The organism is Aurantibacillus circumpalustris (assembly GCF_029625215.1).
GTDB lineage: Bacteria > Bacteroidota > Bacteroidia > B-17B0 > Aurantibacillaceae > Aurantibacillus > Aurantibacillus circumpalustris.
In genome coordinates, this window is the sequence record NZ_CP121197.1 from 3,775,251 (window position 1) to 3,800,352 (window position 25,102).

Annotated in this window: 25 protein-coding genes; 2 read left to right on the forward strand and 23 right to left on the reverse strand. The window is 36.6% G+C overall.

Annotation, left to right across the window (positions count from 1 at the left end; translation table 11 throughout):
• Positions 1-48: 48 nt before the first annotated feature.
• The 5 genes from P2086_RS15680 to polX all read right to left on the reverse strand — a co-directional run bounded on the left by P2086_RS15680 (position 49) and on the right by polX (position 6,183).
• Positions 49-1,725 (reverse strand): Na/Pi cotransporter family protein, encoded by a 1,677-nt coding sequence (locus tag P2086_RS15680; RefSeq protein ID WP_317897699.1) that lies wholly within the window; start codon positions 1,723-1,725, stop codon positions 49-51.
• A 2-nt stretch (positions 1,726-1,727) separates the two neighbouring features.
• Positions 1,728-2,804 (reverse strand): AI-2E family transporter, encoded by a 1,077-nt coding sequence (locus P2086_RS15685; RefSeq protein ID WP_317897700.1) that lies wholly within the window; start codon positions 2,802-2,804, stop codon positions 1,728-1,730.
• Between the two features lie 25 nt (positions 2,805-2,829).
• Positions 2,830-3,015 carry a hypothetical protein gene (locus P2086_RS15690; protein WP_317897701.1) on the reverse strand — a complete coding sequence of 62 codons (186 nt, stop codon included), beginning with the start codon at positions 3,013-3,015 and terminating at the stop codon, positions 2,830-2,832.
• 4 nt (positions 3,016-3,019) lie between these two features.
• Positions 3,020-4,078: a response regulator gene (locus P2086_RS15695; protein ID WP_317897702.1), complete on the reverse strand. Its 1,059-nt coding sequence runs from the start codon at positions 4,076-4,078 to the stop codon at positions 3,020-3,022.
• 284 nt (positions 4,079-4,362) lie between these two features.
• A complete protein-coding gene (gene polX, locus P2086_RS15700; protein ID WP_317897703.1) occupies positions 4,363-6,183 on the reverse strand; it encodes a DNA polymerase/3'-5' exonuclease PolX in 1,821 nt (606 codons plus the stop codon).
• 412 nt (positions 6,184-6,595) lie between these two features.
• Here polX and P2086_RS15705 point away from each other — a divergent pair, with 412 nt between their 5' ends.
• Positions 6,596-7,456, forward strand: a complete 861-nt coding sequence (locus P2086_RS15705) for a universal stress protein (protein WP_317897704.1) — start codon at positions 6,596-6,598, stop codon at positions 7,454-7,456.
• 49 nt (positions 7,457-7,505) lie between these two features.
• Here the strand turns inward: P2086_RS15705 and P2086_RS15710 are convergent, their stop codons facing one another.
• The 5 genes from P2086_RS15710 to P2086_RS15730 form a co-directional block, all read right to left on the reverse strand.
• Positions 7,506-7,898, reverse strand: coding sequence for a DUF7793 family protein (locus tag P2086_RS15710; protein WP_317897705.1), 393 nt, complete (start codon positions 7,896-7,898; stop codon positions 7,506-7,508).
• A 187-nt stretch (positions 7,899-8,085) separates the two neighbouring features.
• Positions 8,086-8,955: an ATP cone domain-containing protein gene (locus P2086_RS15715; protein ID WP_317897706.1), complete on the reverse strand. Its 870-nt coding sequence runs from the start codon at positions 8,953-8,955 to the stop codon at positions 8,086-8,088.
• A complete protein-coding gene (locus P2086_RS15720) occupies positions 8,952-9,410 on the reverse strand; it encodes a hypothetical protein (protein ID WP_317897707.1) in 459 nt (152 codons plus the stop codon). The genes P2086_RS15715 and P2086_RS15720 overlap by 4 nt, the downstream gene beginning before the upstream one ends.
• 20 nt (positions 9,411-9,430) lie before the next feature.
• Entirely contained in the window at positions 9,431-10,276 is an 846-nt protein-coding gene (locus P2086_RS15725; protein WP_317897708.1) for a universal stress protein, read from the reverse strand.
• 4 nt (positions 10,277-10,280) lie between these two features.
• Entirely contained in the window at positions 10,281-10,709 is a 429-nt protein-coding gene (locus P2086_RS15730) for a hypothetical protein (protein WP_317897709.1), read from the reverse strand.
• Positions 10,710-10,869: 160 nt separating this feature from the next.
• Between P2086_RS15730 and P2086_RS15735 the strand changes: the two genes are divergently transcribed.
• The gene (locus tag P2086_RS15735; RefSeq protein ID WP_317897710.1) at positions 10,870-11,691 is read left to right on the forward strand and encodes a universal stress protein; all 822 of its coding nucleotides are present in this window, start codon (positions 10,870-10,872) and stop codon (positions 11,689-11,691) included.
• Positions 11,692-11,701: 10 nt separating this feature from the next.
• On the opposite strand, the gene P2086_RS15740 is transcribed toward P2086_RS15735, so the two are convergent.
• From P2086_RS15740 to P2086_RS15800, 13 genes are all read right to left on the reverse strand, one after another.
• A complete protein-coding gene (locus tag P2086_RS15740; RefSeq protein WP_317897711.1) occupies positions 11,702-12,529 on the reverse strand; it encodes a hypothetical protein in 828 nt (275 codons plus the stop codon).
• Between the two features lie 35 nt (positions 12,530-12,564).
• Positions 12,565-13,524, reverse strand: a complete 960-nt coding sequence (locus P2086_RS15745; RefSeq protein ID WP_317897712.1) for an MlaD family protein — start codon at positions 13,522-13,524, stop codon at positions 12,565-12,567.
• Between the two features lies 1 nt (position 13,525).
• Positions 13,526-14,302 carry an ABC transporter ATP-binding protein gene (locus tag P2086_RS15750; protein ID WP_317897713.1) on the reverse strand — a complete coding sequence of 259 codons (777 nt, stop codon included), beginning with the start codon at positions 14,300-14,302 and terminating at the stop codon, positions 13,526-13,528.
• Positions 14,299-15,066 (reverse strand): MlaE family ABC transporter permease, encoded by a 768-nt coding sequence (locus P2086_RS15755; RefSeq protein WP_317897714.1) that lies wholly within the window; start codon positions 15,064-15,066, stop codon positions 14,299-14,301. The genes P2086_RS15750 and P2086_RS15755 overlap by 4 nt, the downstream gene beginning before the upstream one ends.
• Positions 15,067-15,145: 79 nt before the next feature.
• Entirely contained in the window at positions 15,146-15,952 is an 807-nt protein-coding gene (locus tag P2086_RS15760; RefSeq protein WP_317897715.1) for a universal stress protein, read from the reverse strand.
• Positions 15,953-16,195: 243 nt separating this feature from the next.
• Positions 16,196-17,923 carry a HAMP domain-containing sensor histidine kinase gene (locus P2086_RS15765; RefSeq protein ID WP_317897716.1) on the reverse strand — a complete coding sequence of 576 codons (1,728 nt, stop codon included), beginning with the start codon at positions 17,921-17,923 and terminating at the stop codon, positions 16,196-16,198.
• Positions 17,924-19,048: a sensor protein KdpD gene (locus tag P2086_RS15770; protein ID WP_317897717.1), complete on the reverse strand. Its 1,125-nt coding sequence runs from the start codon at positions 19,046-19,048 to the stop codon at positions 17,924-17,926.
• 61 nt (positions 19,049-19,109) lie between these two features.
• Positions 19,110-20,186: a porin gene (locus tag P2086_RS15775; RefSeq protein ID WP_317897718.1), complete on the reverse strand. Its 1,077-nt coding sequence runs from the start codon at positions 20,184-20,186 to the stop codon at positions 19,110-19,112.
• Positions 20,187-20,208: 22 nt separating this feature from the next.
• Entirely contained in the window at positions 20,209-20,769 is a 561-nt protein-coding gene (locus P2086_RS15780) for a K(+)-transporting ATPase subunit C (protein WP_317897719.1), read from the reverse strand.
• Between the two features lie 12 nt (positions 20,770-20,781).
• Complete coding sequence (gene kdpB / locus P2086_RS15785) at positions 20,782-22,809, reverse strand: potassium-transporting ATPase subunit KdpB (RefSeq protein WP_317897720.1); 2,028 nt, start codon at positions 22,807-22,809, stop codon at positions 20,782-20,784.
• A 20-nt stretch (positions 22,810-22,829) separates the two neighbouring features.
• On the reverse strand, positions 22,830-24,524 hold the full coding sequence (kdpA, locus tag P2086_RS15790) for a potassium-transporting ATPase subunit KdpA (protein ID WP_317897721.1): 1,695 nt from the start codon (positions 24,522-24,524) through the stop codon (positions 22,830-22,832).
• A 4-nt stretch (positions 24,525-24,528) separates the two neighbouring features.
• Positions 24,529-24,606 (reverse strand): K(+)-transporting ATPase subunit F, encoded by a 78-nt coding sequence (gene kdpF, locus P2086_RS15795; protein WP_317900268.1) that lies wholly within the window; start codon positions 24,604-24,606, stop codon positions 24,529-24,531.
• A 184-nt stretch (positions 24,607-24,790) separates the two neighbouring features.
• Entirely contained in the window at positions 24,791-25,045 is a 255-nt protein-coding gene (locus P2086_RS15800) for a hypothetical protein (RefSeq protein ID WP_317897722.1), read from the reverse strand.
• Positions 25,046-25,102: the final 57 nt, after the last annotated feature.

The window sequence follows — 25,102 nt, forward strand, 5'->3', positions numbered from 1 at the left end:
TCTGCTTGAAGCTAGGCTCTTTTTATTGGCTTAACTATACGTTTTGGTTCATATCATTCTTTTTTCATTAAACGACAGGCTTTGTTCTTCGTTTAGTAAAAAATCTTTTATTGCCAAAACCATTGCTCTATTAGAAGATAAAAGTTCTCTGTTAAAATTGATGATCGTGGTTAGATCAATATCTTCAAGGGATACACTTTGCGCCTCATTGTAAAAATTATTAAGGGTAAGGTTGTAATTGGTCTCCATATTATTATAAGCCTGCAGCAATTTTTCCAAATCAATTTGCTCTAAAGATATTAAACATGCACCCAAATCATGGTATAATTTTTCAGTTTTATTTTTTTGGTCTAAAAAAAAGTTGAACTTAAGATTTTTTGAAGAATGATTCAAATTTGAAATATTGCTTTTAATGTCCTTCATACTTTTGGCTGCATACTGTGAATTACGGATAGCCGACGTCAGCTGGTTTAACTCTGTTAATTGCTCGTCAGAAAGTTTTATTCGCAGCATTAAATAAAAAGCCTGTAACTCACCTTGCAGCATTTTAAGGAAGTCATATTTCTCGTCGGTGCTTTTTTGCATGATTTTTTTTCTTTTGTTTATGGGAAGAAAAGCGGAATCTTTCTGTAAGAACGCTGCATCGCAGCCAAGTTGCTCCATGTTCAGCAGCATGGTGTTATAAATAAAATAATTTGTTTCTCTTTTGAATAGATCCAGAGCTGTTTGTGGTTCAGATACTGTTGCATTGCCAATAAATGCAGCAGTTGAAGCATCAATGTTTTTGAAAAATTTTTCGAGAAACTTCGTAAACGCATTAAGAAAAGGTAGAAATATTAGTAAGGCCGCAAAATTTGTTATGCTTGAAAAAGCAACCAGACCTATTAGTGGGTCGCTGATTTTGAGACCATCTGTTATCATCATCAGCATTGGTCGGATAAAAATGAAAGCAAGTACAGTGAGAAAAATATTAAACAGTAAGTTGCCAAGCACCACACGTTTTTTAGCTGCTGTTCCACCTATGCCACTTAACAATAATTTAATAGTTGTGCCTGTTTCAGATCCAAGGACAATTGCTGCAGAAGAAGGAAAATCCAGAACTCCTACATGCAGGGCAGTGAGAGTAAGAGCCATTGTCACAGAACTGGATTGAACCAACAACGTGATAAAAAATCCTGTCATTAAAAAAAACGCCAAAGGCATTCCTGCATAAATTGAAAAATCATACATTTGGATATATTCTACCATTGCTGTTTTCATAAACGACAGACTTATAAATAGCAGGCCAAAACCCAGTAAAAAATAGGAAAGGTATTGTATGAACTCCCGTTTGCCAAAAAGTATAAGCAACAAACCACCTGAAAACACGGCTGGATAGGCAATAACTTCGATGTTTGTATTAAAGCCTAAAGTGGCTACCAACCAACTATCCAGCGTCGTTCCCAGATTAGCTCCCAGGATAATGGCCAGTGCGTTTTTCATGGTAAAAACACCAGCTCCCACAAAGGCCAGTACCATCAGCGAAACCATAGAACTACTTTGCAAGATTCCTGTAACAATAGCGCCACCGGCAACCGCACCCACTGTGTTTTTAGTAGTGCGCTGAAGAAAAATTTTGAAGTTACGGCCCGACAGTTTTTTTAAGGATTGTTCAATAAGATACATTGCAAAAAGGAACAAACCTATCCCAGCACACAATTTTAATATATGAACGTAAAGATCCATTGTTACCTGAATATACCTCTCAACTTTTCAATTAGACTTTGCCCGTTTTTTTTGCTTTCAATTTCTCCAATTAAAAACCCAAAAGGTTTTAAAGATTCAATATGATCGCATACTATTTTAAACATGGCGGTAATTGGTATCGCAAGAATGATGCCCGGGATACCCCACACAATTTCACCAAGAACCAGTGCAATAATGGTAAAAAGCGGATTAATTTTAACCTGCGGACCTAGTACTAAAGGTTCGAATAACCAGGTCTGAACAAATTGAACAAGCGCATATACAATTACAATTCCAAATAACAATGTTGTATCGGCGCCATTAACTGCGGCTACTGAAATGGTAAGAATGGTGCCTGTAATATTTCCTATAAATGGAATAATTTCAAGAAAACCACACACTATAGCAAAAAATATAAAATTCCGGACACCAATAATTCCAAATCCAATACTATACATTATCCAAAGGAGGACAATCATTTTTGCTAATCCTAAAAGATATTTTTGAGCGACTTGTGTGATGTTGTGAATGATCTGGCTCATTTCGTCACTTTTGTCCGCAGGCGTTAGCCTGACAATAAAAAGCATAATGTGGTTGCGGTAATATAATAACAAACAGATGTATGCCAGTATCAAAACAAAATTTATAAATATATACCTCACAGAGCCAGCAATTACCTGCATAATGCTTGTTAACGATGGTTGTTCTGTTTTTAAGATTTGCGATTGTTTTTCTAGTGCTATTCCAAGGTGATCTAATATATAGATCTGGATGTAAGTTCCCTTTTCAATGGCTTTTTCTTTAATTAAATCAAAGTCGCGTACAAACGAAGATATCTGCCAAACCAACAAATAATTTACAAGAGCAAAAATTAGCAAAATAATTAATAAACAAATTAAAACAGCAAGACTCCTGGAAATTTTTTTGCTTTCCATCCACCTGCTAAGTGGAAGAAAAAGCATTGCTACAACAGCACCAACCGAAAGAGGCATCAAAAATTCTTTTGCATAAAATAACCCTGCAAAAACAAGGAAAAGCAAAAAGATTTTTTTTATGGATGAACTTATTGTAATTCTCATAAGAAAAATTTAATCAACTGCTACATTAATTCCTGAATGTATTTTCTTTTTGTGGAACAATCTCCGGCGGTGATAGCGGAGTTTCCGGATCTTTAACCGGGTCGCTATCGGGCACAGGGGGAAGGTCTATTTCGGGAAGCGTTGAAGGCACTACTGGCTGGGCCGGTGGTTGTATTTCCGGTTTTATTTTTGAATTATAAATTAATTTCATGTTGCTAGTTTTTTATTTTTTCAAGTTTCTTAATATCACAAATTTTTATGGTTCCGCCATTGCTTTCCAGCAGTCCCTCGTCTTTAAAATCTGTAAGGTGTCTGCTCACCGATTCAGGTGAGATGCCAGCCAGGGAAGAAAGGTTTTCCCGGTTAAGTTCAAAGGTGATCTCATGTTTATCGTCGGTCATGAATTTTCCTGCAACAAAAAGCAAAGCCTCAGCAACACGTTTTCGCGCTGAGTTGTAAGCCAGTTTGATCAATTTATCTTCCGCAACAATTAAATTTTTTGACAGAAGTTTAATGAATTTTATAGATAAATTATTGTCACCATTCAGGTAATGCAGAAAATCTTGTTTAGGTACCATCACCACTTCCGAAGTTTCAATTGCCATCACCGATTCTTTGTGTACTGAATCTTCCAGCAATGCTGTATAACCAAAAAAATCACCCTCCATTAAAAGATCTATAATATAATCTTTACCTGATTCATTCGATTTGTAAATTTTTAATTTTCCACATTTTAAAAAGTAAAGCGAGTTGGCTGAATCGCCTTCAGAATAAACAAATCCTTTTTTACGGATTTTTTTAATAGGTTTATTTTCAAGTAGAGTAAGATAATTATCTTGTTCGTTCGGTAAAACACTTGGTTCTTTAAATTCATGACTTTCCTCCATCGCCTTTTTGAGCAGAGTGCTTTTTTTAATGCGTGCCGATACAATTTTCAGCAAACTGTCACCGGTATAAGGTTTTGTTAGATAATCGTCTGCGCCAAGATCCATAGCTTTGCGCATGTCAGACATTTCGGCCTTGGAAGTTAGAAATATAAAAGGAATAGTGGCCGCACCGGGAATGTTCTGAAGGGCCTGCAATACACCAAAGCCGTCCAGCACAGGCATACTGATGTCACAAAGTATCAGGTCAGGTTTATTTGTTCTCATCATTTGCAGTCCTTGTTTCCCATCACTACTGGTGATGGTTTCATATCCTGCCAGCTCTAAAAGCTCAGAGGTATTTTCACGAACTGCGACGTTATCATCAATTATAAGAATTTTTTGCACCATGCATCCCTCCTTGGGTTATTATACTACAATAATAATCAACTCAACAATGAAAGTTGCTGATTTAGATCATAAGGATATATGATTGATGTTGTTTATGATGCTTATTGGTGCCTGATCAAGGTTGGTCTTTAAAGTGTTGTTAGTGTGCGGTTTTTTGGGCCAAATGAGCTCTGTTGTATGTTGTGCAACTAATGGTAGTTTTCAATTTTCTATAACCTATTATTAAAAAGCCTGAGTCAATAAAAGCCGAAGCCTTTTAAGCACTGAGTTTTGCGATTTGCTTGTTATTTTTCGTGGAAAGTATAGTTTTCCTTTTTTACGGAAACACTAGCATTCTTCACATCTTTGTTTTTTTGTTTTTGTAGTTTAAATGTTTCTATTTCGTCCCACGAAAGAGAATTTAGAATATTACCGGGTTTACACCAGGCACGTCTGGCAATAGAAACACCCAACTCCATAAAATTAAAATCCTGTAACGTATGGCTGTCTGTTCCGATAACCAGCATTACACCTTTTCTTCGGGCCTCCATGGCGAAGTCGTCTTTCAAATCCATTCGGGTAGGCTGCGCATTTATTTCCAGTGCAGTTCCGGTTCTTTTCGCAGCATTGATCAGCTCAGTGATGTCGAGCTTGTATGCGTCGCGGTGACCAATTAAACGGCCAGTAGGATGACTAATACAACATACAAACGGATTTTCACAGGCACGGATGATCCGATCAGTATTATCTTTATCGAAATGGCTATGTACCGCAGCGTTTACCCAGTCGAGTTGAGATAAAATCTCGTTGCTGATATCAAGTTGTCCATCTTGCAGGATATCAACTTCGATCCCTGTTTTAATAAAATTGACACCCATTTTTTTGTTTAGTGCTTTTATAATTTTTACCTGTTGAAGGATTTGTTTTTCATCCATGCCCCTGGCAATGCGTGACGATTTGGAATGATCTGTAATCACAATGTAGTTGTAGTTGAAACGCCGTTGAAGATGCAGGAGTATTTCCTCCGGTGTGCACAAGCCGTCAGACCAATTACTATGAACATGCAGATCTCCTTTGATGTCAGTCAGATTTATCAAAGAAGGAACAGTGTGATTTTGTGAGTGTAGGATCTCGCCTTTGTCCTCGCGCATTTCAGGTGGCATAATCTGGAATCCCAACGTTGTGTATAGATCCGCTTCGGTAGCACCACCAAGCCTTTTTCCATTAGAAAGACTGAATATACCGTACTCGGAAATTTTGAATCCTTTTGAGCGCGCAATTGTTCGCAGATGAATGTTATGTTCGCGTGAACCTGTAAAATATTGCAACGCAGAGCCCCAATTATTCTCAGTAATAAGTCGCAGGTCAACTTGTTTTTTCGGATCACTCAGAACTATGCTTGCCCTTTGATCGCCCTTTAAGATCACACGCCCAACAAAATCGCCGCTGGTAAAATATTTTATTATCTGCGCTCTGTGCTCTTCCTTGCAGGCAACAAGCATATCAATATCACCAATGGTTTCTTTTCTCCTCCTTAAACTTCCTGCTGCTTCTACTTTTATCACCCCCGGACAAGCCTTTAACCAGGCTTTTACTTTTTCGCCAAGAGCAAGAGCATCCCAGAGTAACATACGATCTTCAACCTCCTTATATAATTTAAATCCACGCAACATGGCTTCTACTTTTCCGGCACCAAAACCTGGTAGTTTATTTATCTTTCCACTTTGCAGCGCTTCAACAAATTCCTGCCTTGTTCTTACTTTTAAACTTGAAACAATTTTTTTAAGAGTTTCCGGTCCAAATCCTTTCACTTCCATAATTTCAAGAAGCTGGTAAGGTGTTTTTTTTCTGAGATGCTCGAAACGTTTGATTGTGCCCGACACAAGATACTCTTTAATAGTCCTGGTAATACTTTCGCCAATACCCGGCAGCGCTTTGATTTGTTCAGGTGAATAGTTACAGATGCTTTGCGGTAATGTTTTGATAACACGCGATGCTTTTTGAAAAGCAAGAAACCTAAAACGCTCCTGAACGCCAATGTATTTGTACATTAAAGACATTTCTCGGAACAAGTCGGCCAGCTTGTTATTTTCGTCGAGCGATAAACTCATAATTTTAGTTATCACAAAGCAACATTTAATCGGAATTAAACGCCGTGACCTTAATCATTATAATCTATGATTGGTGTCACACTTGTGTCAATTAACTATAACAATGCCTACATAAATTAATGTGCAACTGAGAGGCAAAAGACGCTATGATTTAGGAATAACAGAACTTGTTACACAAGCAAAAAGAATAGGGTGAATTCCTTGAATAAAATAGTATCATCATCTGGTTGCAGGTATAATAATAACAGGCTGAGTTTTGCCTTTTTTCTAAGCGTTGTACTGGATAGAAAAAAGTTAAAAAATTATCCGTGAGCATTATTAAAACCCTTCATTTGCTCTGAATGAGCAGAATCATTTTTTTTTATGACCATGCTCACCCTGTTTTGTTAGAGACCTCAGTAGATTTGATTTCATAAATATTTTAATTATGAAAACCATTTTGGTACCAACTGACTTTTCAAAAAACGCAGAAAACGCGTTGCTTTTTGCGGTGTTATTAGCACAAAAGGAAAATACAAAATTGATCCTGCATCATAGTTTTCAGGTTCCTGTTGTAATAACCGAAATACCGTATGATATACTAAGGGAAGAAAAAGAGGAACTTTATAAAGCTTCGGAGCAAAAACTAAAAACACAGGCAGTTGTTATTGAACATGCAGGGTTAAAGAGTTACCGTTTCAATATCTGTGAAGGTAGTCCCGGCGAAACTATTGTAGAGGCTGCGAAAGAGAATCAAGCAGATATGATAATAATGGGTACAAAAGGCGCTGACAGCGTTGGGGATTCTTTTTTCGGAACTACTGCTACCTATGTGATGGAACATGCGGATTGTCCGGTAATGGCCATTCCTGAAGGTTATCGTTTCGATACACCAGTAAAAACAATTACCTATGCCACAAATTATCATGAGAGTGATTTGGAAGATCTTATGAAACTGGTGGATTTCGCTGGTTTGTTCAAGGCACAGGTAAATGTTTTACATATTAGCACCAGCAAATTGAAACCATCTGAAGAACATGACCTGATGGATAATTTTAAAGACAGGGTGAATAAAAAAATTACTTATCCTTTTCTTTCTTTTCAATTGATGCATGGTGATGATGTTGAAGAAAAACTTGAAACATTTATTGCAGAGGGTGGTACAAATATTTTGGTGATGTCAACACACAAACGTAATTTTTTTGAACGGCTGTTTGGAATAGGTACTACCCACGAAATGGGGCTTGAAATACAAGTGCCCATTATTGCCTTCCATTATAATAAAAAATTAATTTCAAAACCTTCCTGATACAATTTCATTAAGAATCCTGAAATATAAGATAGTAATACCGACCTTATCACTTTTTTTGAAACTTCCTTAACCATTGCAGAGCCTTCTTTTCGCAGGTAAACATTTTCATTGGCGTTGATGGTTTGTTGAATCTGATAAAAAAATTAACGAGTAAGGTAGTAGCAAGTTTATCAGTAAGAACAGCTGTTGCAATTCGTGTTGGATCTGTAATTCCTGATTTTACATAATCTCTAGCCTCCTGGTCGATGGTAAAAAAAGCACGCGAATCATACAAAGCAAGCGCTTTTTGGTTATTGGTAAGTGTCATATTAACCGCAGCATCTTCTTTCAGGGCAGGGAGATCGATGTGTACACCATCAATTACTTTTATCCTGAGAAAACCTTCCTTGTCTACATATTTTTTATTGATTTTAGTCTTAACAATTTTGATGTTTTGCATAGACGGTAAATATAACTTTTTCCAAAAGTTTGTTTACCATTACCGCCAAATTTAATTCTAATTTAACTCAAAGGGTAAATTGTATTTGGGCAGGCAAACAATGTGTAGGCATTTGGTAAATACCGATCTTGAAAACGAACAGTTAGGTAAACTTTAAAGAAATTGAACTACATTGCTTTTGGAATTGTTATAAGTTATTTTTTAACGGAATAGTTTTGTTCGATAGCATTTCGCAAAGTTTACTACCTTCTGCCGTAACCTGAGATATCCTTTGTAGCGTAATACCTGCCTGAGATAATAATAATTCGTTTTTATAAATTTCGTTTACGAGAACATAGTTTCTAGACATAAGCCATTGCTTTTCTTGTTTAGTGAGGCTTGTTAAACAAGTTAATGGATATAAGCCCATATTATCAATAATATCTTTAAGTCCATTTTGAATGGGATAGTCCCAACTCAACAAATTCATATTTTGGCACCTTCCATAAGCAATGGCGTCCGTAGTAAATTTAGCATTGGTAGCAACCCATCCGTTTACTTTTTCGAATTGTTTTTTAAAATCTGAATTTGCCAGCACATCTTCGAAACGCGCATGAATATAAAGTGGTGTTTTTATATCCACAGCAATGCCGGCGGTATTTCTATATTTACATTCTACTAACACTACTTCTTTTTGTTTGCGGGCAACCACATCAATTTCGTGACTTACACATTTTCCCTGAAGGATTTGATCTGTAAATGTTGTGTAATTTTGATGTTCAAAAATCTTAGCTACAAATTTTTCAAAAGGAAAACCCGAAGGTCCTAGTTCCATAATCCCCTTTTTTAAATGATAACGAGCTGCGCTTGGCCGTGAACTTTTTCGCAACAAACGAAATGCAAGTCTATGAATCTGCTTGGTGCTGATCCCTTGGTACAATTGGGGCGTCACAAAAGCCAGGATTCGTTTTATTTCTTCCGGATCGGCCTTCGCTCGTTCAAGAGAATGCCTAAGTTTTTCAATTGAAAAGGGCTCTTTCTTTCCGGTTGATTTGGTAACAAAAATACTCGGTTTCAAGATTTAGGTTTCTTAAATGAAAGAATATTTAACAGTAACAAGATCATACTTATAGCAAAGAAGATCAAATCTAATAAAAAAATCACTCCATAAATAACAATGAGCGTAATGAATGGAAGTCCTGAAATACGATCTTGCACATAAGATGTATTAAAGGAACTGAAAACAAAAAACATCAGTAGGAATAAAATAACAAAAATAAAATGCGACATCAGCAGCCAATGACGGGTTTTCACCCCCCCCTTAGATGCTGTGTAATAGATTCCCGAAAGTATAAGTGTATATACCGAAAATGCAAACCAGCAGGTAGAACAACTTACCGAAAATTCGAAATCTCCTCCCAGATCGAAATAGGCTTCAGGATAATAATAAAAGTAATTTACAGCGACAAGCAGTGTGACAAGTGCAATCCCAAAAAAGAAGGTCTGAGGTTTTCGAAAAAATAGTTTAACCATTTTCGTTATTTTTATGTTGTTTAGTGAACGTCAATTTTATCACGTAGTGTTAGCAATGGAATTGTAGAATGAAAAGCCATTTCCTTCGACTGCCTTCCAACGAGTACCCTTTCCATAAAACTATGCTGATGTGGGATCATGACTATCATGTCCATATGTTTCTCAGCAATGAAATCACTTAAGCCCTGCATAATTGTATGACTGATAATTTGATGAATACTATGATCAAAGTTTTTGAAAGTATTACTTATGGTTTTATCATGAATAATATTTGATCCAGATAGTGCGGAAGATGAGGTTACGACGTTAAGAATATAAATATGCGATTTGTAAACTGAACATAGTTTAGACAAAGGCTGTAACGTTTGTTTGCTCAATGGGTTTCTATTTTCACTGGCAAAAACAATCTTTTTAGGTGTTTTGAATTTAATTTTTTTGTCGATTGACAAAACGGGAATTTCACTTTTTTGAATAAGGCTGGTAGTTGTGCTGCCCATTAATTTTTCTCTTAAAAAACTTTTTCCCTGCATGCCCATTACTACAAAATCTACTTTTTGACTCAGGCTATATAGATAAATCTCATCCACGGGCACACCACAGGTAAAAGCCACTTCAATATCAAGATTTTTGTTGCCTCTTATAGAATGCAAGTCATTTTTAAGTCGCTTTAGTCTTTTAAGGATGTAGCTTTCAGATTCAGCAGGTAGAGGAATTATCATAGGAAGTTCCGACGCTGGTATAGGAGGAAGATACACGTGAAATAAAATAAGTTTTGCCTTCATCCGTTTTGCCATTTCAGTTGCGTAAGTAATGGCGTTTCTGGCCGCTCTTGAAAAATCTGTTGGTGCTAATATTGTTAAACTCATAAGTTTATTTTTTAATTTTCATAATTTTCGAATAATAAAGCGGGTCACCGTGAAGGGGTTCAATGTCTTTCTTAAATCTATCAAGCAGTAGGAGTTCCTCAAGCGTAACAGGCGGATAAGCTTTAGCGATCTTTTCCATTAAAGTAATAAAGCTTGTTTTTAAAGAAGGGGTTAAATAGTGACTGTTCAGCCTGATCTGCTTCATGGCCAAATGATAGGTGTCTTCAACCGAGTTACAGTGATCTTTATCCATTACCTGAAAAATGATCGAAGCAATATCAAAATTGTAATTTTCATTTTTTAACTCGGCTTCTACTATGTTAAGCAATCTCTGGCGTTCTTCTTTCTGAACTTCACCATCAGCTCTTGCAATTGCATAAACTATCTGTCCTAATGCATAATGTAAATTTTCTATAGGTCTCAACAAATTCATAGATCAAAGATGCATTTAGTTGAACTGTAAACCATTGATTTTACTCACTAAAATTGATGATATCGGTCATGAACTCAAAAATGATCAAAGTCATCACAAAAAGAAATTAAGATCATAGTTCACAGAAACAGGAAAATATACTTTTATAAAAAAATATAACATGGAAACAATTATAGTTGGAACTGATTTTTCTTTGCCGGCACAGAACGCCGTAAATTATGCTGTAGAGCTTGCCAAATACTTTAGCGCGAAACTAGTGCTTGTAAATTCATTTTCGTTACCTCTAGGTGGATATGATTCTGCAGTGCCTATGGATATGCTTGCCGCTTTGCAGGATGGATCACTAAAAGGGCTTCAAGAACTTAAACAATCTATTATTAAGAAGAATTATGACTTTGGAATAGAGTGCGTCTCGCAAGTAGGCAGTCCTTACAGCGTTATTAAAGACGCTGTTGTAAAACACTCGGGAGATCTTGTGGTGGCAGGCATGGTAGGCGAGGCTGCTTTTTTGAAACGCCACCTCATAGGGAGTTCAGCGATAAGTATGGCAAGAAATCTGCAGGTACCCACCTTTATTATTCCCGAAACTGCAAGCTATCGGAAAATTCAAAACATTTGTTTTGCCTGCGATATGGATAAAATTGAGGAGGATACTTTAATTTATACTGCCAGAAGTTTTTCAAAAATTTTTGATGCAGAACTTGAAATTGTAACAATTGATAATAACGATCAGGAATTGGTGTTTGACAAATCTGAAACTTACACATTTGTAGAAAATCGTTTACAAGGCGTTAAACACAAGCAGGTTCATATTGAAGATAAAAATGTTTCTAAAGCGCTGGAATATTATTTTAAATTCCATAAAACAGATGTGGTTATGGTTAATCCGAAAAAACATACTCTGCTGGAAAAACTTTTTACGAAAAGCATAACCAAAACACTCGCTTACACTCTTGAGGTTCCCATACTTGTTGTTCACTAGAAATCTGGGTTTAAGTAAAAACGGGCTGAGCTTGTTTTAAACGACTCTTAATTAATAAAATTAAAAGTAAACTACTAAATGTGGCAAGTGTTAACATTGTGCCGGTAATTATCGTCGCACTATTATCAGCTGCTTGCGGATTTAAACTATTCAAAACAGCAATGGTTAAATCCATCAGCACTGTAAAAACAAGAAAAGGTCCGGCAAGAAAATACCCAAAAGAAATATTTCTTAGTAATAAAATTCCAGCGATAAAAAGTCCGGGCAGAACAAAACACAAGTCAAGTACATAAACGGGATTAGTTACAAGTCCTGATTGGATCAAACTCTGGGGTATGATGTCATTCTGAATTGCAGGTAAAATGTCCTTTAGCCAGAGAAAATAAAATATGCCTGCAATTATTAAGAAATAGATTCCAATCGGCTTAGCGAATTTGTTACCATAATCCAAAACCTTTGTTGCTGTTACTCTTTTGTAAAGTGTATAAGAAAATAAATAAAAAGAAATGGCAAGGATGGCGCAATAGTTAAGGAAGAACTTATTAAAATGTACATCAAAACAGTAAATGGTATATGTATACACCAGATACAACAGTACGCCAGGTTGTAACATAGCACCAACGACAGGTTTTTTCTTAGAAAGTAGTGACGTAATCAATAAAACAGGCATTACCAGAACAAGGTTAACCAAATCCTGTGCATAACATTGCCAACGCCATTCATCGGTTTCGTTGTAATAAAAATAAGGATCAGATAATCCGACAGCGGCTGAAACGATTATAAGAATGCAGACAAAGCATGAGAGTATAAAAAAAATGGTTGATGGTTTTATATTCATGAAAAACACCTATTTGATACTTTGTTATTTTAATTTCATTTTTTTTGTTTCCCTTGTTTTTTAAAATATTTTTTAAACGGCCAGGAACTGTGCAAAGCTGTCATGTTTTCATCGAAACTTTCTGCACCTTTTTTTACGGAGAGTACCCCCTGATTAAGGTTGTAAACAAGTGTTGTATCTGTTAGTAATTTACCTGCCGATCCTTCCCCACTTTTTAGTTTACGAACAACATGCGAAAGATCCTGCGACATTTGCTGCACGGTATCGCCAACAGTTTTTAATGCTTTAACAGCACTTTTGAATTCAGAGGCTATCAGTGTATCGGTAACCAATGCGCCAAGACTTCCTTCTCCACGTTTTACTTTCCCCGTAACATTTTCCAAATCGCCAATTATGCGAATACCTCCTGAACTCATTGCTTGTATGTTTACAAAAGAGGATTTGACATTGCCGGCAATAACCGTGTCCATGAGGATGCTCCACAAACTGTTCTCACTGTTTATTTTATTAGTAATATGTTTGAGATTAGACGTGATCACTTCCAGATTCTGGTTAGTTTCATCAAGGGTCCTTACCATCACATCCATTTCAACCGGTTTTAGAGTTTGAAGCATTTGTCCTTCTTCTATTATCGGCGCAGCGCTTGAACCGGCATTAATATTCACAAGCTTGTTCCCCATCAACCCATCTGTTCCAACAGAGGCAAGTGCATTGGTTCTGATAAAAGGATTCATGTCGTTTTGAATAACCATAACAACATACACAGAGGAATCATTCACTACCTTTACGCTTTCCACAGTTCCAATATCAATTCCTGCAAAACGGACATTATTTCCTTTGGTAAGGCCGTTTACATTACTGAATCTTGCGGCGATTCTGAAAGTACTTCCAAAAAGATTTTGTTTGTTGCCTATAAAGTACAGTGCAGCAATTAAGGTCAAAAGTGCTGTCAATACAAATACGCCTACGAGGATATTTCGTTGTGATGGTTTCATATTATTCAAAAAACATTTTTATTTTAGGGTCTAACGATTCCTTTAATTCTTCATAAGAGCCTTGAGCGTAACATTTTCCGTCTATCAACATAACTATTTTGTCGGCCACTATTTTAACACAATTGATGTCATGAGAAATTATTATAGAAGAGGTAGTGTATTTAGCAGCAAGTTCGCGCATGAGTTTACTTATTTCTTTTCCGGTAATAGGATCAAGACCTGTAGTGGGTTCGTCGTACAAAATTATTTCGGGTTTTAAAATAAGGGTTCTGGCAAGAGCAATACGTTTACGCATACCTCCTGATAATTCCGCAGGCCGCATATCAAGTGTGTGAAGTAATCCAACGTTGTTTAACGCTTCTTTAATTAAATCCTCTTCCTGCTGTCTGGTATGTTTTTCCTTATGGCGGCGTAAAGGAAACTCCAGATTCTCTCTTACCGTCATAGAATCGTAGAGGGCGTTGCTCTGAAAGAGAAAGCCTACACGGGTTCTCAGCTCGTCAAGTTGCTCATGATTTAATTCAGGAATATTTTTGCCAAGAACATTAATAATTCCAGAGTCTGTTTGTATAAGACCAATAATACATTTGATCAGTACCGATTTACCTGAACCCGATTTACCGAGCACAACAACATTTTCGCCTTTGTCCAAACTAAATGTGAAATCAGATAAAACACGATTGTTGCCAAATGATTTAAACACGTGCTCTAACCGGATCACAGGTGAGTTAATATTCTGATTGTTGGTCTTTTTCTCTATCGTGTTTTCAGTGATCATGTTAATTTTAATACGTCGATAATCTGAACCGCTATCAGATCAATTATAAAAACAAGGAGGGAAGATACAACCACAGCTGAATTAGCTGAAAGACCAACCCCTTCGGTACCCTTAACCGTTTTATAACCTTTGAAACAACCAACAAGGCCAATAATAAATCCAAAGAAAAATGTTTTAATAATAGAGGGAAAAACATCGCTGAACGAAAGTGTATCAAAAACCTGATTCCAGAACAAAGCCCATTTTACCAGACCATGAATATTGGTGCCCAGATAAGCACCATATAAGGAGATAAAATCAGCAAGAATCACCAAAACAGGGATCATAAATGTACTGGCCATAACACGTGTTACCACCAGGTATTTAAAAGGATTAGTACCCGACACTTCCATCGCGTCGATTTGCTCGGTCACCTTCATAGACCCAAGTTCGGCGCCAATACCTGATCCAATTTTGCCGGCGCAAATTAATGCCGTAATTACCGGAGCTATTTCACGAATCAAAGAAACGGATACCATTTTAGGCAGCCAGGCTTCCGCACCAAATTCCACAAGTGTTGGTCTTGATTGAATGGTAATAACCAAACCCATAATAAAAGCGGTTATCGCCACAAGAGGTAATGATTTGTAACCTATAAAATAGCATTGTCTTAAAAACTCCTGAATCTCATATCTGGGCCGGAAAGCTTCTTTAAAAAACCTCCAACCAAAACGGGAGATTTCTCCACATTCTTCAAGAAACGATTTAAACGCTGATCCTTTCATTATATTTTGAAGTGTAAATGCTCCATGAGTTTTTGCGATTTATTAGCAGAATAAATTACGTGACCTTTTTTCATAAATCTTATTCGTGAATTGCTAAAACAGGAATATGCGCGGCAAAGGACACACGTTTTGTTGTTGACTCATTAAATAAATTATAAAGCACAGAATGTTTTTTACTTATAATTGCAACAAGATCTGCCTCCCTCTCGCGGCAAAAGTTTTTTATGCCGTTTTCGATCGTTTTAGATTTCATAACCTCTACTTTTATCTGTGACTTATTGATTTTCACAAAGCTGCTTTCCCTTGGATTCAGAACTTCATCAGGAGTTCGCACATGCAATAATTTCACCTGCGATTGAGTATTCTTAGCAAATGTTTCGAGTATTTTTAAAGGAGAATTACTTAGTTTTTCTGCATTATCAACGGCCAACAACAGGGTTTCCAGACGGTGATCTTTATAGCTTTCAGGAACAATAATTACCGGAGCCTCAATTTTTCCCGCCAGTTTAACACCATGACTTCCATAAATAAATTTAGAGATTCTGTTTTTTGTTTGCAGACCCATTACCACGGCTTGTACCTGATGACGGGCGATAAAAACTTCCAGTTCCTCCTCGAAGGCTCCTGAGGTAGTAAATGCATTTATTTTAAGTGATGGAAAATTTTTAACAAGTTTAGAGACAAATTCTTCCATTTGTTTTTCGCTGGTCTTTTTTACAGACAGATACGAAATGCCGTACAAACCAGAATTGGAGTGCAATACCGGCGCCTGAAATAGGTTAAATACAGTAAGTTTACAATTCAGTTTTAATGCCAATAAGGCTGCGTATCTGCACGCATTTTGCGATGAGGAACTGAAATCTGTTCCCGCGATTATTGTTTTCATCTCTTCTTTTTATTTCAAAATTACACCTGTGAGGAAGAGAGTGTTGTGACGAATCTCTTTTAAATACATGACTTATATCACAATAAGAGCAAACAACACCGGCAGTTTATTGTTTTAGCAATAGATAATAGATTAAAACAAGTGCCGAATCGAAAAGGTTATAGAATAAATTAGTTTGGTATACTTTGTTTGTCAACGTTTGCAAATATTATTTAAACTTCATTCTTTGCAAATCAGATTGATTTAAGTTAATGTGTTTAATGTTACGGTGAAGGTACTTCCGGCACCAAATTCACTGTCTACTTTTATTTGTCCGTTTTGAGCTTCGATAAACTCTTTGCTAATAGCAAGGCCGAGCCCCGTACCTTCTTTTTTTGTGCCAGGTACCCGAAAGTAACGGTCGAAAACCTTGCTTTTATATTGAGGGGCAATACCTTGTCCTGTATCCCGAACTGAAATATGAACTTTATTGTTCTGTTCTTTAATTGTCAGATAGACGGTTGAATTATCATAGGAATAGCGGATGGCATTGGAAATTAAATTCGTCAATACCCATGCTGTTTTTTCATTGTCTGCTTGTATTTGTGAAATGTGCTCAGGGCAATCAACTTCAAACTTAATTTGTTTCTGGTCTGCTTGCGTTTGTGTGGCACTAATTGCATAGTGTAAAATTTCTTTTGGATCTGAGGGTACTATTGCGAGTTGTATATTTCCACTTTCTACTTGCGTAATGTTTAGCAATTCACTTGTAATTTTCAGAAGTCTGGTTGTATCATCACTAATACTGTCAAGTAAATTTCGCTGCTCTTCGTTCAATTTACCTATTTGCTCGTTTCCTAACAATTGCAAACTCATTTTTATGGATGAAATCGGGGTTTTAAACTCGTGTGAAACAGTAGCTATAAAATTGGTTTTGGCTAAATCTAATTCTTTGTATTCTGTCACGTTTCTGAGTATGATTACATGGCCGATTAATTGTTTTGCTTGCTCACCGGTAGGTGTAATAGAAATGTGGAGTGTCTCTTTTTCAAAATATCCCTCCTTTTTATCCGCATAAATTTTAATCGGTTTTGCTTTGCTTATGTTTTCAGGTTCTTTATTCACCAAATCCTGAATAAGTGTTCTAAGAAGATCATTTTTAACAGCTAATTCTTGTGCGTAATGACCAATAATATCAGTCAGTTCAATACCAATTATTTTCTGGGCTTCTTCATTCGCAAAGATTACTTTTAAATTTTCATCTAATCCAATAACTGGATCGTGCATATTATTGATGAGTGTTTCAATGCGTGTTTTTTCCATCATCAACTTCGCCAGATTACTGCTGTTATATTCTTCCAGTTTTTTTGCCATCGTATTAAAGGATTCAGCTAATTGACCAAATTCGCTATGACTTTCAAAATGCACTCTTTGTGAGTATTTTTTGGCGGCTATTTGTTTTATGCTTTCTGTAAGCTCTTTAATCGGATTTGCAATATTTGAAGGTAAATTAACCAATAGAATAAATGCAATTAAAAAACACATGGTACCTGTAATGGCAATCCAAAAAACGGCATCGTCGGCCGTTGCTTTTGCGACCTCACTTTTGCGTTGAATGGCTTGCATATTCAAATCCATTAATTTGAATATTCCTTTACGTATTTCACCGGAAACCAGACTATCGGATTTATTTAATTTATAGATTTCAAAACTGTTTCTCACTTCTGCTGTAGCATCTTTTTCGCCTATTTCTGTAATATTTTTTTCCTGACTCTGAAGGTTGGTTTCAAACTTCATCAGTGCATCCTTAGAATGATCTTCTAATGAAAGCAGCATGTTTCTGCTATATTCCAATGTATTGTAGTTAGCAACCAAAATATTTTCGGTGTCACTCTTTAACGCATTCATATATCTTGCACCCACAATGCTTAACAGAATAATGAGTATCAATAAAAGACCGACACCAAGCGTTAGTTTTGTTTTTATTTTCATTTACGATAAAATTACAAGGTCAATATTATTTGCAGATAGCTTTTTCAAAAGTTCGTTGAAAATATTAGTCGATAGAATTATCTTTAGCAAATTTAAGTGAGGTTTACCAACACAAATGGTCGTTATCTTTCTATCACTTGCTTGGTCAATGATGGCTTTTGATACAGAAGAACTTTCAATCTTTATAATTTCAGCACCCAATTCAGTTGCCAATTTAAAATTATTAATGAGATGTCTTTGTTTGTCTAATGCAATTTTATCGGCGCTTTCTTTTGGAGTTTGAACATACAGCACGTACCATTTGCTATGGTAGTAATTCGCTAAACGTGCCGTTTTACGGATGACCGTTTTAGCTGTTTTTTCGTTGCTGCTAATGCAAGCCAAAAATCGTTCGTGTTTTATCGAATTTGGTGTGGTTACTTCCGTTTCTACTTTGCGTTCGACCTGCGAAGCAACTTCTTTTAAAGCAAGCTCGCGCAATTGTAAAATATGTTCTGCTTTGAAGAAGTTCTTTAGAGCCGCCTCTATTTTTTCCTCCTGATAAATTTTTCCTTCTTTCAGTCGGGCTATTAATTCGTCGGCAGTTAAATCAATATTTACAACTTCATCTGCCAAAGCGATCACTTTATCAGGTACTCGCTCTTTAACTTCTATGCTGGTTATTTTTTTTACCTCTTCGTTTAAGCTCTCGATATGCTGTATGTTCAAAGCACTTATAACATTAATGCCAGCTTCCAGAATTTCCATTACATCTTGCCAACGCTTTTCGTTTTTGCTTCCTTCAATATTGGTATGAGCAAGTTCGTCAACAATAACAACTTCAGGCCGTAAGTTAATTACAGCCTGAACATCCATTTCTTCTAACTCTTTCCCTTTATAAAACAATTTTCTTCGCGGAATAACTGGCAAGCCTTCCAGCAAAGCGTGTGTTTCCTTCCTGTTATGTGTTTCAATGTAGCCGATTTTTACATCAATCCCATTTTTCAACAAAGCACGCGCTTCCTGTAACATGCGAAAGGTCTTACCAACGCCCGCACTCATGCCGATGTAAATTTTGAATTTACCACGTCTTGACTTCTTAATGAGGTCAAGAAACTCCTGCGCTGATTTTCGCGTTTCTTCCATTCGCTACTAATTTAAGCCATTAGGGATCTAAATTATATTTTTTAATTCTAAAAAGATGTTCCTAAAATGAAATCGCCAGGGATGTTGTTACAAAATAATTCATATTACTTGCTTTATTGTCCATGACGAAAATCTTGTCTTTACTATTTAAAGCTCTTCCTTCAATTCTGAACATCACATTCTCCATTGGCAAATAATCAAAGTTAAGAGAGTAGCCTATTGTTTGGAAACCATGAGTTGTACCTGTTGCTATGATGACTCCATTTTCGTCGGAATAATATTCACCTCTGGCAGCGATACGGAACTTGTTTGTTGGTTTAAACTGTACAATTAAAACGGGCGAATACCAGGTATTATAGGCGCTTGTGTCTTTTTTCATTTGTTGCATGCCAATATCAAAACCTGCAATAACTCCAAACTTTTCAGTGAGTTGAAACTGTCCGTAAAAGTTATTAAAGTATCTCCAGGCTTTTAAGCTATCCTGTAATTCGTTTCCTCCAAAAGTACTCCAGTTGAACGTTACTTTTGAACTGGGTTTGTACGTTAATTGTGTCCCAAACGCAGGTGTTTGATTACCGGGAATCCGTTGGATGCGTTGCCATCCGTTCAAATACATGGCTGCTAAATAGAGTTTTTCATTTTTGGAAGTGTAACCTAATTTTACACCAGACTCATAATAAGGTGAGTTGTCAGCAAGAATACTTCTTGTTAAGTTCCAACAGTCTTTCCCAATGGCGCTTTCAAAACCAATGTGCGAGGGCATGATGCCGGCATCTATCCAAACATTATGTTTGTTTGAAATTTTTACACCGGCATTGGCCTCAAAAATATTTTTCAACAAGCCTTGTTCTCCGGCTAAATTGTATTGTGGGTAGGTTCCGGCCATGAGCGCGAAATTTCCTCTTACTTTACCTGTTGTATAATTTGCTTTCAGAAAGCCCATGTTCAGATTTGCTTCGTTATGCCTGTTAAAGGAATAAAAGAAGGAAGGTCTTTCATGATTTGTGGGGTTGCCCAGGTCGTAACTATAATAGGCTTCTACATAACCTGATAAGGTAAATGGATTGGTTTTTGTGGAGTCTTGTGCATTCACATTTAATAAACTTAATGCAAATGCGCTTACTAGTAATTTTTTCATTTTGTATATTTTCTAATTTGAATTATTTTAAATTATCCAATGCCAGGTTCAGTTTCAAGACATTTATTTTCTCTGTACCAAATAACCCAAACAATGGCTGTTCGGTGTGTTGTTCAATCAGTTGTGTAACGGACTCTTCTTTCATGTTTCGGGTTTTTGCAATTCGTTTTACCTGCACCATAGCGGCTTGTGCAGAAATGTTGGGATCCAGTCCGCTGCCACTTGCTGTAACCAGATCGGAAGGGATTTCCGATTTATTTACCTCCGGGTTGTGAACTAAAAAAGTATCAATCCTAGCTTGCACTTCAGCTAAGTAATCGGGATTGCTTGGCCCTTTGTTACTGCCACCGGAACCTGCGGCATTGTAACCAACAGCAGAAGGACGTGAATTGAAGTATTTGTCAACTGTAAATGATTGTCCAATATTGGTATAATACGTCTTACTATTTTGGCTAATTATTTCACCTTTTCCACTATTTGGTGCAAATTGAGCTATGCCCAGAATAGCAAGGGTATAAATTCCCATAAAGAATATAAGACAAACGATGGTCAGCTTGATTGCCGGAAATAAATTTGTTTTCATGTTGTTATGTTTTTAGATGAATACTGAAACTAAAAGATCAATTAATTTGATACCAATAAATGGAACTATTACACCGCCTAAACCATAAATTAATAGGTTTCTACGAAGTAATTTACTTGCTCCAATTGGTTTATATGCCACTCCTTTTAATGCCAAAGGAATGAGAATGGGAATGATGATTGCATTAAAAATTACCGCAGAAAGTATGGCACTTTCAGGACTATGTAAGTTCATAATGTTTAAGCTTTTCAAAGCAGGAATAGCCACAATGAAAAGAGCAGGAATAATGGCAAAGTATTTTGCAACATCATTTGCAATACTAAATGTAGTAAGCGTTCCTCGTGTCATTAATAATTGTTTTCCAATTTCAACTATCTCAATTAATTTAGTTGGATCATTGTCCAAATCAACCATATTACCGGCTTCTTTTGCTGCTTGTGTTCCGCTATTCATGGCTACACCAACATCCGCCTGGGCGAGTGCCGGAGCATCGTTTGTTCCATCGCCCATCATGGCTACCAATCTCCCTTCTGCTTGTTCTTTTTTGATGTAATTCATTTTATCTTCAGGTTTAGCTTCTGCAATAAAATCATCCACGCCCGCTTTTTCCGCAATGAATTTTGCCGTTAAAGGATTATCACCTGTAACCATTACTGTTTTGATACCCATTTTACGAAGACGCTCAAAACGTTCTTGTATACCGGGTTTAATTATGTCTTGTAATTCTATTATACCCACAATCTTCTCGTTCTCAGAAACGACTAAAGGTGTTCCGCCATTTGCTGCAATACCATTTACTATTTTATCAATGCCTGACGAATATACATGTCCTGCTTTCTCTGCATTTTTTCGAATGGTATCCGCTGCACCTTTTCTGATTCGAGTTCCATTTTTTAAATCAATACCGCTTGAACGTGTTTCTGCTGTGAATTTGACAAACTTCGCTTCATTTAGTAATGTATCAGTAGTTTTTGTTTTTGCGCCCTTTTCCTTTGCTAAATCAATAATTGATTTACCCTCTGGTGTTTCATCTGCAAAGGAAGCTAATACACAACTCTCAATAAATGATTCTTCTGTTATTCCATCAGCGTGATAAAAATGTGTTGCCTTACGATTTCCAATAGTTATTGTTCCGGTTTTGTCTAATAATAAAACGTCAATGTCGCCAGCTGTTTCTACCGCCTTACCTGATTTTGTAATTACATTTGCTCTTAATGCCCTATCCATACCCGCAATACCAATGGCGGACAGTAAACCGCCGATTGTTGTGGGTATCAAACACACAAACAACGAAATAAATGCAGCAATTGTAATTGGTGTATTCGCAAAATCGGCAAATGGTTTTAAGGTTACAGTAACGATGATGAACACTAAAGTAAAACCGGCCAGCAATATTGTTAAAGCAATTTCATTGGGCGTTTTTTGACGACTCGCACCTTCCACCAAAGCAATCATTTTATCCAAAAAACTCTCACCAGGTTCGGTGGTAACCACTACTTTAATTTTATCTGACAAAACTTTTGTCCCTCCTGTAACAGAACTTTTATCACCACCCGCTTCACGAATTACTGGAGCGCTTTCGCCTGTAATGGCGCTCTCATCGATGGTTGCTAATCCTTCAATAATTTCACCATCGGTGGCAATAATATCGCCGGCTTCACACATAAACACATCTCCTTTTTTAAGTTGCGCTGATGAAATTGTTTGACCATTAACCAGTCTGGCCGGCGTTTCTTCTCTTGTTTTCCTTAAACTGTCCGCTTGAGCTTTACCTCTTGCCTCGGCTATTGCTTCTGCAAAATTGGCAAAAAGTAAGGTGAGTAATAAAACAATAAATACAGTTAAATTATAGGCAAAACTGCCTTGCGACGTTTGACCTGTTAGTGTCCAAAGGCAAACAGCAAACATAACCGCTGTTCCTATTTCTACCGTAAACATGACAGGATTACGAAACATTATTTTTGGGTTGAGTTTCACAAAAGATTGTTTAAACGCTTCTTGCATTAAATCTTTTTGAAACAAAGATGTATTTTTAGTCATTTTCTTTAATTTTTAAATCATTAATACAGTGAAAAATATTCGGCTATCGGGCCTAAGGTAAGCGCAGGGAAGAATGCAAGTGCAGCCACAATAACAATTACAGCAAATACCATTAAGCCAAAGGTAGACGTATCTGTTTTTAAAGTACCGTTACTTTCAGGGATATATTTTTTACTTGCTAGAATTCCTGCAATGGCAACAGGACCAATGATAGGAAGATACCTTGCGAATAGCATTACCAATCCACAAGCGATATTCCAAAACGGAGTATTGTCTCCTAGTCCTTCAAAACCACTGCCGTTGTTGGCACTTGATGAACTAAATTCATACAGCATTTCACTAAAGCCATGATGGCCCGGATTGGCTAACCAGCCCGCATATTCTGTTGGATTGCCAGCGTATAAGAAACTTGAAACAGCTGTACCCGCAAGAATTAAAAATGGATGCAAGAGCGCTATCACCATCGCAATTTTCATTTCTTTGGCTTCTATTTTTTTACCGAGAAATTCAGGGGTTCTTCCCACCATTAATCCGCTCACAAATACAGCCAGTATAATAAAGATGTAAAAGTTCAAGAAACCAACGCCACCATAAAAAGAGTTTATCATCATGCCGAGCATCGTAAACATGCCGGTAAGTGGCGTCATACTATCGTGCATAGCGTTTACCGATCCGTTACTAGTAACGGTTGTGTTAATTGCCCAATAGGCTGAAGCTGCTGAACCAAAGCGAATTTCTTTACCTTCCATACTTCCAAACGATTGTGCAATGCCCATTTTTTCGATGGCCGGATTTCCATTCATTTCATTCATTATAGAAGGAATTACTAATAATAGAAAACCGATTGTCATTACTCCAAAAATTGTCCATGCCAATTTTCTTCTTCTCAAAACATAACCCATTGCAAAGACCATAGCAATAGGAATTAAAAAAATAGAAATCGTTTCAACCATGTTTGTTAGATAATTGGGATTTTCTAAAGGATGTGTTGAATTAGGGCCATAAAAACCACCACCATTGGTTCCAATTTGTTTTGGTGCAACAAAAGCTGCAACCGGTCCACGACTTACCTGAACCGTATCACCTTGCATTGTAATCATAGTGTCCTTTCCTTCAAATGTCATGGGGGTGCCATTAAACGCTAAAATTATAGCAACTATAAAAGCGATTGGCAATAAAATTCTGGTACAACTGCGAACAAACAAACTGTAAAAATTACCAAGTGTGCTTGCTGTTCTTTCTTTCATCGCTATAAAAACTACTGCACAAATTGCAATACCTGTTCCGGCACTAATAAATTGCCAAAGCATTAAAATAAGCTGACCTAAATAAGAAAGCCCACTTTCGCCCGAGTAATGCTGTAAGTTGGTGTTGGTAACAAAACTTACAGATGTATTAAAGGCCAAATCGGCACTCATAGAGGGATTGGCATCAGGGTTTAAAGGCAACCAACTCATATTTGTAAGCACAAACATGGATATAATAAACCAAACACCATTGATAGTAAGCAAGGCTACTAAATGTTGTTTCCAGTTCATTTCCTTGGTTGGGTCAATACCACTTAGTTTAAAAAACAATTTATCTAGCGGATTGAGTATTTTATCGAGCCAGGTATTTTCGTAGTTGAAAATTTTGCCGATGTATCGACCGAGTGGAATAGCCATTGTTACAACCAACACGTACATAAGGATCACTCCAAGTATTTCTGTATTCATAGTATTAAAATTTTTCAGGTTTAAGCAGTACATAGCACATATAGCCGAAAACTGCAATTGCGATAATAAATAATGCGGTCATTTTTTTAAATGTTTTCAAAAAAGTTAATTGCTTTGTAAAAGAGGGCAAAGCAAAACAGCCCCGTAATTAATAGTGTAATTGTTATCATTGTGTTTTTTTTTTAAAGGTTAGTATATCATTAAGTAATTTCTGTGAGCTACATCATTATTGGTTATGATCATTATCACTACTTCAATAATGCATATCAAAAATGATTCTTAAAATCTTTATTTTCCATAACAGGCCTCCAACCATTAATATAGCTATCATCCATGCTGTTACGATTAAGAACATTTCTTTTGTATCTGACCATTTTCTCATTGTTTTTCGCATTATTATTACGAATTATTCTGTTCATTTGTTTTGTTTTTATCTTCGAACTGATTTTTATTACCAGGGCTATAACTACCAGCAAGGCGTATGCAGAAAAGAGTAGTAGAATTTTTGTTGTTTCGTTCATGACGATTCTTTTTTTATTAATTGTTTTTTTTCTTTATCCAATCTGCATATCAAAGCT

What these genes read in the sequence shown, in the direction of transcription:
- P2086_RS15800 (WP_317897722.1), bottom strand. Translation starts at nt 25,045, where the DNA reads ATGAACGAAACAACAAAAATTCTACTACTCTTTTCTGCATACGCCTTG.
- kdpF (WP_317900268.1), bottom strand. Translation starts at nt 24,606, where the DNA reads ATGACCGCATTATTTATTATCGCAATTGCAGTTTTCGGCTATATGTGC.
- P2086_RS15690 (WP_317897701.1), bottom strand. Translation starts at nt 3,015, where the DNA reads ATGAAATTAATTTATAATTCAAAAATAAAACCGGAAATACAACCACCG.
- P2086_RS15685 (WP_317897700.1), bottom strand. Translation starts at nt 2,804, where the DNA reads ATGAGAATTACAATAAGTTCATCCATAAAAAAAATCTTTTTGCTTTTC.
- P2086_RS15740 (WP_317897711.1), bottom strand. Translation starts at nt 12,529, where the DNA reads ATGAATATAAAACCATCAACCATTTTTTTTATACTCTCATGCTTTGTC.
- P2086_RS15695 (WP_317897702.1), bottom strand. Translation starts at nt 4,078, where the DNA reads ATGGTGCAAAAAATTCTTATAATTGATGATAACGTCGCAGTTCGTGAA.
- P2086_RS15735 (WP_317897710.1), top strand. Translation starts at nt 10,870, where the DNA reads ATGGAAACAATTATAGTTGGAACTGATTTTTCTTTGCCGGCACAGAAC.
- P2086_RS15755 (WP_317897714.1), bottom strand. Translation starts at nt 15,066, where the DNA reads ATGAAAGGATCAGCGTTTAAATCGTTTCTTGAAGAATGTGGAGAAATC.
- P2086_RS15770 (WP_317897717.1), bottom strand. Translation starts at nt 19,048, where the DNA reads ATGGAAGAAACGCGAAAATCAGCGCAGGAGTTTCTTGACCTCATTAAG.
- kdpA (WP_317897721.1), bottom strand. Translation starts at nt 24,524, where the DNA reads ATGAATACAGAAATACTTGGAGTGATCCTTATGTACGTGTTGGTTGTA.
- P2086_RS15725 (WP_317897708.1), bottom strand. Translation starts at nt 10,276, where the DNA reads ATGAGTTTAACAATATTAGCACCAACAGATTTTTCAAGAGCGGCCAGA.
- kdpB (WP_317897720.1), bottom strand. Translation starts at nt 22,809, where the DNA reads ATGACTAAAAATACATCTTTGTTTCAAAAAGATTTAATGCAAGAAGCG.
- P2086_RS15750 (WP_317897713.1), bottom strand. Translation starts at nt 14,302, where the DNA reads ATGATCACTGAAAACACGATAGAGAAAAAGACCAACAATCAGAATATT.
- P2086_RS15730 (WP_317897709.1), bottom strand. Translation starts at nt 10,709, where the DNA reads ATGAATTTGTTGAGACCTATAGAAAATTTACATTATGCATTAGGACAG.
- P2086_RS15780 (WP_317897719.1), bottom strand. Translation starts at nt 20,769, where the DNA reads ATGAAAACAAATTTATTTCCGGCAATCAAGCTGACCATCGTTTGTCTT.
- P2086_RS15775 (WP_317897718.1), bottom strand. Translation starts at nt 20,186, where the DNA reads ATGAAAAAATTACTAGTAAGCGCATTTGCATTAAGTTTATTAAATGTG.
- P2086_RS15705 (WP_317897704.1), top strand. Translation starts at nt 6,596, where the DNA reads ATGAAAACCATTTTGGTACCAACTGACTTTTCAAAAAACGCAGAAAAC.
- P2086_RS15710 (WP_317897705.1), bottom strand. Translation starts at nt 7,898, where the DNA reads ATGCAAAACATCAAAATTGTTAAGACTAAAATCAATAAAAAATATGTA.
- P2086_RS15765 (WP_317897716.1), bottom strand. Translation starts at nt 17,923, where the DNA reads ATGAAAATAAAAACAAAACTAACGCTTGGTGTCGGTCTTTTATTGATA.
- P2086_RS15745 (WP_317897712.1), bottom strand. Translation starts at nt 13,524, where the DNA reads ATGAAACCATCACAACGAAATATCCTCGTAGGCGTATTTGTATTGACA.
- P2086_RS15760 (WP_317897715.1), bottom strand. Translation starts at nt 15,952, where the DNA reads ATGAAAACAATAATCGCGGGAACAGATTTCAGTTCCTCATCGCAAAAT.
- P2086_RS15720 (WP_317897707.1), bottom strand. Translation starts at nt 9,410, where the DNA reads ATGGTTAAACTATTTTTTCGAAAACCTCAGACCTTCTTTTTTGGGATT.
- P2086_RS15680 (WP_317897699.1), bottom strand. Translation starts at nt 1,725, where the DNA reads ATGGATCTTTACGTTCATATATTAAAATTGTGTGCTGGGATAGGTTTG.